6 protein-coding genes and 1 riboswitch are annotated in these 6,134 nt (G+C 57.1%); of the genes, 2 read left to right on the top strand and 4 right to left on the bottom strand.

The genetic code is table 11. The features are described 5' to 3' along the window. Positions 1–213 precede the first annotated feature (213 nt). Positions 214–1,854 carry a serine hydrolase domain-containing protein gene (locus tag ACYVG7_RS21775; protein WP_460885197.1) on the bottom strand — a complete coding sequence of 547 codons (1,641 nt, stop codon included), beginning with the start codon at positions 1,852–1,854 and terminating at the stop codon, positions 214–216. A 153-nt stretch (positions 1,855–2,007) separates the two neighbouring features. Beyond that, positions 2,008–2,204: riboswitch (yybP-ykoY riboswitch) on the top strand. Between the two features lie 9 nt (positions 2,205–2,213). Here ACYVG7_RS21775 and ACYVG7_RS21770 point away from each other — a divergent pair. Next, positions 2,214–2,792, top strand: a complete 579-nt coding sequence (locus tag ACYVG7_RS21770) for a TMEM165/GDT1 family protein (protein ID WP_460885196.1) — start codon at positions 2,214–2,216, stop codon at positions 2,790–2,792. A 52-nt stretch (positions 2,793–2,844) separates the two neighbouring features. Here ACYVG7_RS21770 and ACYVG7_RS21765 read toward each other — a convergent pair whose 3' ends face one another. Continuing rightward, positions 2,845–3,726 (bottom strand): aminotransferase class III-fold pyridoxal phosphate-dependent enzyme, encoded by an 882-nt coding sequence (locus ACYVG7_RS21765; RefSeq protein WP_460885195.1) that lies wholly within the window; start codon positions 3,724–3,726, stop codon positions 2,845–2,847. Further along, positions 3,701–4,186, bottom strand: a complete 486-nt coding sequence (locus ACYVG7_RS21760) for an aminotransferase class III-fold pyridoxal phosphate-dependent enzyme (RefSeq protein ID WP_460885194.1) — start codon at positions 4,184–4,186, stop codon at positions 3,701–3,703. The genes ACYVG7_RS21765 and ACYVG7_RS21760 overlap by 26 nt, the downstream gene beginning before the upstream one ends. 385 nt (positions 4,187–4,571) lie before the next feature. On the opposite strand from ACYVG7_RS21760, the gene ACYVG7_RS21755 reads away from it, so the two are divergent. Next, on the top strand, positions 4,572–5,519 hold the full coding sequence (locus tag ACYVG7_RS21755; RefSeq protein ID WP_460885204.1) for a TerC family protein: 948 nt from the start codon (positions 4,572–4,574) through the stop codon (positions 5,517–5,519). Positions 5,520–5,625: 106 nt separating this feature from the next. Here ACYVG7_RS21755 and ACYVG7_RS21750 read toward each other — a convergent pair whose 3' ends face one another. Further along, a complete protein-coding gene (locus tag ACYVG7_RS21750) occupies positions 5,626–6,123 on the bottom strand; it encodes a hypothetical protein (RefSeq protein ID WP_460885193.1) in 498 nt (165 codons plus the stop codon). Positions 6,124–6,134 lie beyond the last annotated feature (11 nt).

The following is a 6,134-nucleotide window of genomic DNA, read 5'->3' as shown; positions in this document are numbered from 1 at the left end:
GAAGGATGGTTTGTATTGCAATCCATCCTTGAAGGCTATGTGTTGGCACTGTCTCTTGAGCACGACTTGTGATCAAGAGACAGATCCATGGGGGCTCCACCGCGCCATCCCTGGCGCGGAGGGTCAGCTTGGCGCTATCCAGTCGATGTAGTGAGTGATCTACTATTCGGAACGGCTAGTTAGTGTGTCTTCTGGGTGGTGCTTTTTTTGCGGCTACGCTGCGTCTTGATCACTTTCTTCTTCGGTTGCTTCTTCTTGTTGAGCCGTCACTTTTTTCTTGGTCGCCACTTTTTTCTTGGCCGTCGCCTTTTTCGTGACCCCAGACTTCGGCTTTGTCTTACTGGTGGCCGCAGGTTTGCGAGCCCCCAGCATGGGGTCATAGCCTACCCGCTGCGCCGTCAGGCTGACGATGCCATCATCACTGCTTGAGGCCAGCGAGCGGGGGCTGGCGAGAGTCGAAGCACTGGCAGGTACCCGAGCCCGCGCACTGGTCGCTGGCACCGAGCTCTTCCTGACCACGACGCCTGTTGTCGGAGCCACGGCCTTGCGCTTGCCTGCAGTCGCAGCCTGGTTCGAGGCCGCCAGCTGGCGCGCCTTGGGGGACGAGGAGTTTGCCGCTGCCAACGCACTCGCCGACATCAAGGCGGGTGCCGCACTGGCATAGAAGCTTGAAGAGCGGGCCGCACCATCCAGATAATCCACCGTCGGCAGATCCAGCAGGCGATCGAACAACATCGGCATCAACACTTCCGGCCGCGACTCATTGGCGTTCCACAACATCACCAAACCAATATCTTTTTCCGGCAGGAATCCAAGACGCGCGCGCACCCCGGAGAGACCGCCGGCGTGGAAAATCATCTTATGGTTACCGTTGTACTGGAAAATGCGCCAGCCCATACCGTACATCGGCATTTTGACTCGCGTCTGCCGCCATTTCGAGGTCGCGCCCTCCTTGGGGGAGCGGATCAGCGGCTTGGTCAGCTCCTGCATCACTTTCGGCGGGATCACATCCGGTCGGTGGCCCATGACCGCCGCCAGATAACGCCCCATATCGGTGATGGAAGCATTCACCCCGGCAGCGGGCAACACGTTGTAATAGGGTTGGGTAATCGCCTTGGGGACCCAACCGCCCCCACCTTTGACATGCGGCGTCGCAATATTCCGGTTATTCAGCATGCTCCAGCGACTGGCACTCGCATCCTGCATTCCCAGCGGCCGGAACAACCGGTTTTCCAATAAATCCGCATAGGAGTGCTTGAGCTGACGACTGAGCACATCGCCGATGGTGGAGTAGAGAATGTTCTGATAACCAAAGCAACGTCCAATCGGACAGGCTGCGCCCAACCGCTGAGTCTTGGTCAGCAGCGCAGGATAGGATACCCCTGCTTCCAGCAGGTTATCGTTGGCGTTGTGCGGCAGACCACTGGTGTGGGAGAGCACGTTGCGCACAGTCAGGCGATTGGCGGTATCGTACTTCAAGCGGAAACCGGGCAGATAGCGACTCAAGGGCGCACTCAGGTTGATTTCCCCGGCGTAGGCGGCCTGCCCGGCCAATACGGCGGCAAAGGTCTTGGAAACCGAAGCCAGACGAAACACGGTATGGGGATTCACCGGATTCCGGGTCTTGGTGCTACCGACACCGAGCGTCTTGACGTAGACCACGCGACCATTCTGGACGATCGCCACCGCGGCCCCGGGGATCCGGTAGGCACCAAAGATGCGTTCCACATCCCGATCAAATTGCGGCAATACGGCATTCAGGGGTTGGGCGGCGGCAGATCCCGCCCCGCACAGCAAGGCAACAGGAAGCAGACGACGCAAGAATAGTCGGCCCAAGGAGGCAATCGCGGACATGATGAAGACACCCAACACAACAAGGGGCGCTATTGTTACAAACCCCCCGCCCCACGCCAAGCACTGACAGCGTTTGCAGCACAGTTTGTCCACCAAAATCCACGGCCAACCCATCTCCACAGTCTGGACATGGCCATTCAATCTTCGTACACTCGCGCCGTCATTGGGGAGTAGTCTCCTGTGGCTTGTCGCCGCCCGGCAGCAAGCCAACAGGGTTTACGTCAACATACTTGGCCCTCACGGCCATGGCGTAAACGACCGATACGGTTTGGCAAGACCTTTGACCACCCAACTACCGGATTAGGCCGGGGTAGTGGCGTGGTCATTGGAGTTTTCAAAACCGGCCTTGAGGACCTCACATGGAAGCATTTCTTATCTCCACGGGCATTGTCGCTCTGGCCGAGATGGGTGACAAAACTCAACTGCTCGCGCTGATACTCGCCGCCCGATTTCAACGCCCTCTGCCCATCATTCTGGGCATTCTGGTCGCCACCTTATTGAATCACGCCGGGGCCGGTGCCGTTGGTCATGCCGTCACGCAATTGATTGGGCCGGATTGGCTACGCTGGATCCTGGGCCTCTCCTTCCTGCTGATGGCGGGCTGGATCCTGATCCCCGACGAAATTGATGATGAAGAGACCAAGGTGACCGGCCGCTATGGGGTGTTTGGCGCGACCCTGATTGCCTTCTTCCTCGCCGAAATGGGTGACAAGACTCAAATTGCTACCGTGGCCTTAGCCGCTCACTATTCGGCATTTTATAGCGTGGTGGCCGGCACCACGGTCGGCATGCTGATTGCCAACGTCCCGGCGGTATTTCTCGGTGACAAAATGGCCCGCAAGGTGCCGCTCAAGCTGGTGCACGGCATCGCCGCGGCCCTGTTTGCTGTCCTGGGTCTGCTGACCCTGTTCAATGTCGGCGATCTGCTGCCACTCTAAACGATCAGGGGCTCAACACTGAGCCCCTGATTTCCTGATGCTGAAGTCGGCATCAAGCCAGCCGAACCAACAAGCGCCGCAATTTTTCCAGCAACAACTCGATGTCGGCCGCACTGACATCCAGAGGCGGCCGGAAACGAATGCTCTGGGTACCCGCCCCCAGCAACAGCAGATCCTCCTCATCCAGCGCCATCTGGATGAGTCGTCCTTTATCTTCAACCCGATGCAAACTGAAGCCCTGATACAGCCCCCAGCCGCGAATGTTATACATCAGTTGTGGCCACTCCCGTGCCAGCTGCTCGAGGCCAGCCACCAGTTGCTGCGCCTTGTCAGGGACCGCGGCCAACAACTGCTCGTCACGCACTATGTTCCACTCCTGGACAAAGCGCACCATATCGGCCAGGGTTCCGTCCCAGGTTGAGTCAAGCACGCCGACATCCTGCATCGAACGCTGCATGTACAGCACCCCATTCCCAAACTTCTTGGCGCTGGCAACCGCCTGGGGCGGATAGGGCAGGTCAAACAGATCAATAGCGAACACCTTGCCACACTGCCCCCCCGAAGTTTGCACCTCATCCAGCCCCCAATTGATCTGGTAGCGATGACAAAGCCGCGACAGCTCCTGGTAGAAACGTGGCCCGGCGATCCGGTGTCCTCCGGCGCCTTGCAACGGTTCGAGGATCACGCCAGCGATCTCATCCGGATACTGCTGCATCAGGGATTCGATCTCTACCAGGCAGGCATCCAACTCCTGCTCATTTTCGGCATCAGATCGACTGTGGTCCCAGGCCGGGAACGGCACCTGCAGATTGCCGGGAATGATGCCCTGGTAATCCCGGGTCGCCAGCGGATCATTGGCCAGTTGGGTGATATTCAGAGTAAAGACAGTCCGGCCATGAAACGCTTGGTCAAAATAGATGAAACGCTTGGTCAAAATAGATGAAACGCTTGCTGCGCGGGGTTCTGCCCAACTCCTGCATCCGTTGCTGATGCAAGTTGATGAAGTATTTGAGCATGTTCTCCACCGCTTCCGCGCCGGAGTTGACCACATACACCTCGACCGGTTGTCCGGCCATGCACTCCGGAGCCAACTGGTGCAGCAGCTGGTAATACGCCAGACATTCGGCGGTGAGAAAGTCCGGATTGGCCATCTTGTTATTGGCCGCCAGTGCCAGGCGCGAAACATAGTCAGGCTCGTATAGCCGAGGATGGTTATAACCAATCAGGCGAGCACCATACAGACCACACCAGTCCATGATGCGATCGCCATCTACGGTGGCCAGCCAGACTCCACGGCAGTTAGCCAGATCGACAACAAAGGGTTTGGGTTCGGCAATCACGTACCGGGATAATTCGGCCAGCATGGCCTGACTCTGGGGTTTGGGATAACTCATTGCGACGACCTGAAAAACAGTATATTGCGCCAGCACAGGCGATATTTTTCGCCGATTACCATACCAAGTAACGACATCGACACTATAGACGCCTATCGCTTGGTGTGATGAACAGCACAGGCTGTCAGGCAAAAACTGCGCCAGTATTCGGTATTGCCTGATGGTCAATCTTTCGGCAATGATTTAACCTTTTTGTTACAAGGGGAGTAACTTCAATGCCGACGGGTCGTCAATACAGTGCCATGCACTCGGCCGTCGGGCAGCAGGATCTGCTGTAAGTGAGACCTTGCCGCAACAGGCAAGGAGTCTTCACCGGAAACCCCGGAAGAGCCTGTGCCGTTGCGGTCGCAGGCTTTTTTATGAGGAGAAAAGGACGATGGAATTACTGGGAACCTGGTGGATGTGGAGCGGCTTTGCCGTTCTCGTTATCACACTACTGCTGGTCGACTTGTTACTGGTCGGCGGCGGCAAACAACATAAAGTCAGCCTCAAAGAGGCGGCCATCTGGTCACTGGTGTGGATCGGCGTCGCCCTGGCGTTCAATGGTGCCATCTGGTGGTATCTGGATGCGCAAGCCGGACGGGAACTGGCCAACCAGAAGGCGCTGGAGTTTTTCACCGGCTACCTGATCGAGAAGGCCCTGGCGGTGGATAACGTCTTTGTCTGGCTGATGCTGTTCGGCTATTTTGCCGTACCGGCGGAGCTGCAACGGCGAGTGCTGCTGTACGGGGTACTGGGTGCCATCCTGATGCGTACCGGCATGATTTTCGGCGGCAGCTGGCTCATCAGCCAATTCCATTGGGTTCTCTATCTGTTTGGCGCCTTCCTGGTGCTGACCGGTGGCAAAATGCTGTGGATGGCCGATAAAGAGCCAGATCTGGCCAATAACCCGCTGTTGAAATGGCTGCGGCGCCACCTCAAGGTCACAGAGCACCTGGAAGATGAGAAATTCTTCGTTATCAAGCAGGGTGTTCGTTACGCCACCCCGCTGTTCCTGGTACTGATCCTGGTGGAAATCAGCGATGTCATCTTCGCGGTCGACAGCATACCGGCGATCTTCGCCATCACCACGGATCCCTTTATCGTGCTGACCTCGAACATCTTCGCCATCATGGGCTTGCGAGCCATGTACTTCCTGCTGGCTGATTTTGCCGATCGCTTCGTGCTGTTGAAGTATGGTCTGGCGCTGATCCTGCTGTTCATCGGTACTAAGATGTTGCTGATCGACATCTACAAGATCCCGATTGCAGTTTCGCTGGGTGTGGTGGCCGTGATCCTGATCGGCAGCATGCTGCTCAGCCTGCGCTATAGCCGCAAATCGCCAAGCGCCTGAACATAACCACCCGCGCACGAGACATCTGGCGTGAGGCAAGTGGAATAAACAAAACCCGGCAATCGCCGGGTTTTTTATCTTCGTGCTCCTATCGGAGAGCGCATCACTAGTCGTCCAGCGCCGCCATCAATGCCGCTTCCAGTTTGCCATTGGATACACAGCTCGGAACTATGGAGGGGGCAGGAACGTGGCTGCCATCGGCTTCCAGGAAGGAGACAGAGGTAGTGCCCTTGATATTCACCGTCGCCACGGTTTTGCCCAGACTTTCGGTCAGGATCAAGTTGACATGCAGCGACGGATTTTCAATCGCTACTTTGTTACCGCCACTACCGCAATCCAGATAATCCAGCCCTTCGGCATAGTTATCTTGCTGCGCCGCCAGCAACCCGGAGGTACGGGCCTGGCTCTGCAGTGGCAACTGCTGATCGGCGAACCAACGCTCGGCGCGCGACCAGACCAGATCGAATGGCTTGTCGAATTCCGCGGTATTGTTGGTGGCAACCGCGGTCGGCGGCGTATAGCGATACTGTTCCGAGAGGCCGTTATCGCTGGAGCACGCGGTCATCAGCAACGGGATCAGCACCAGCGCAACACGATATTTCATAATCCATCCTT

Source organism: Pseudaeromonas pectinilytica (assembly GCF_054780855.1).
This window is presented reverse-complemented; position numbering and strand designations above follow the sequence as displayed.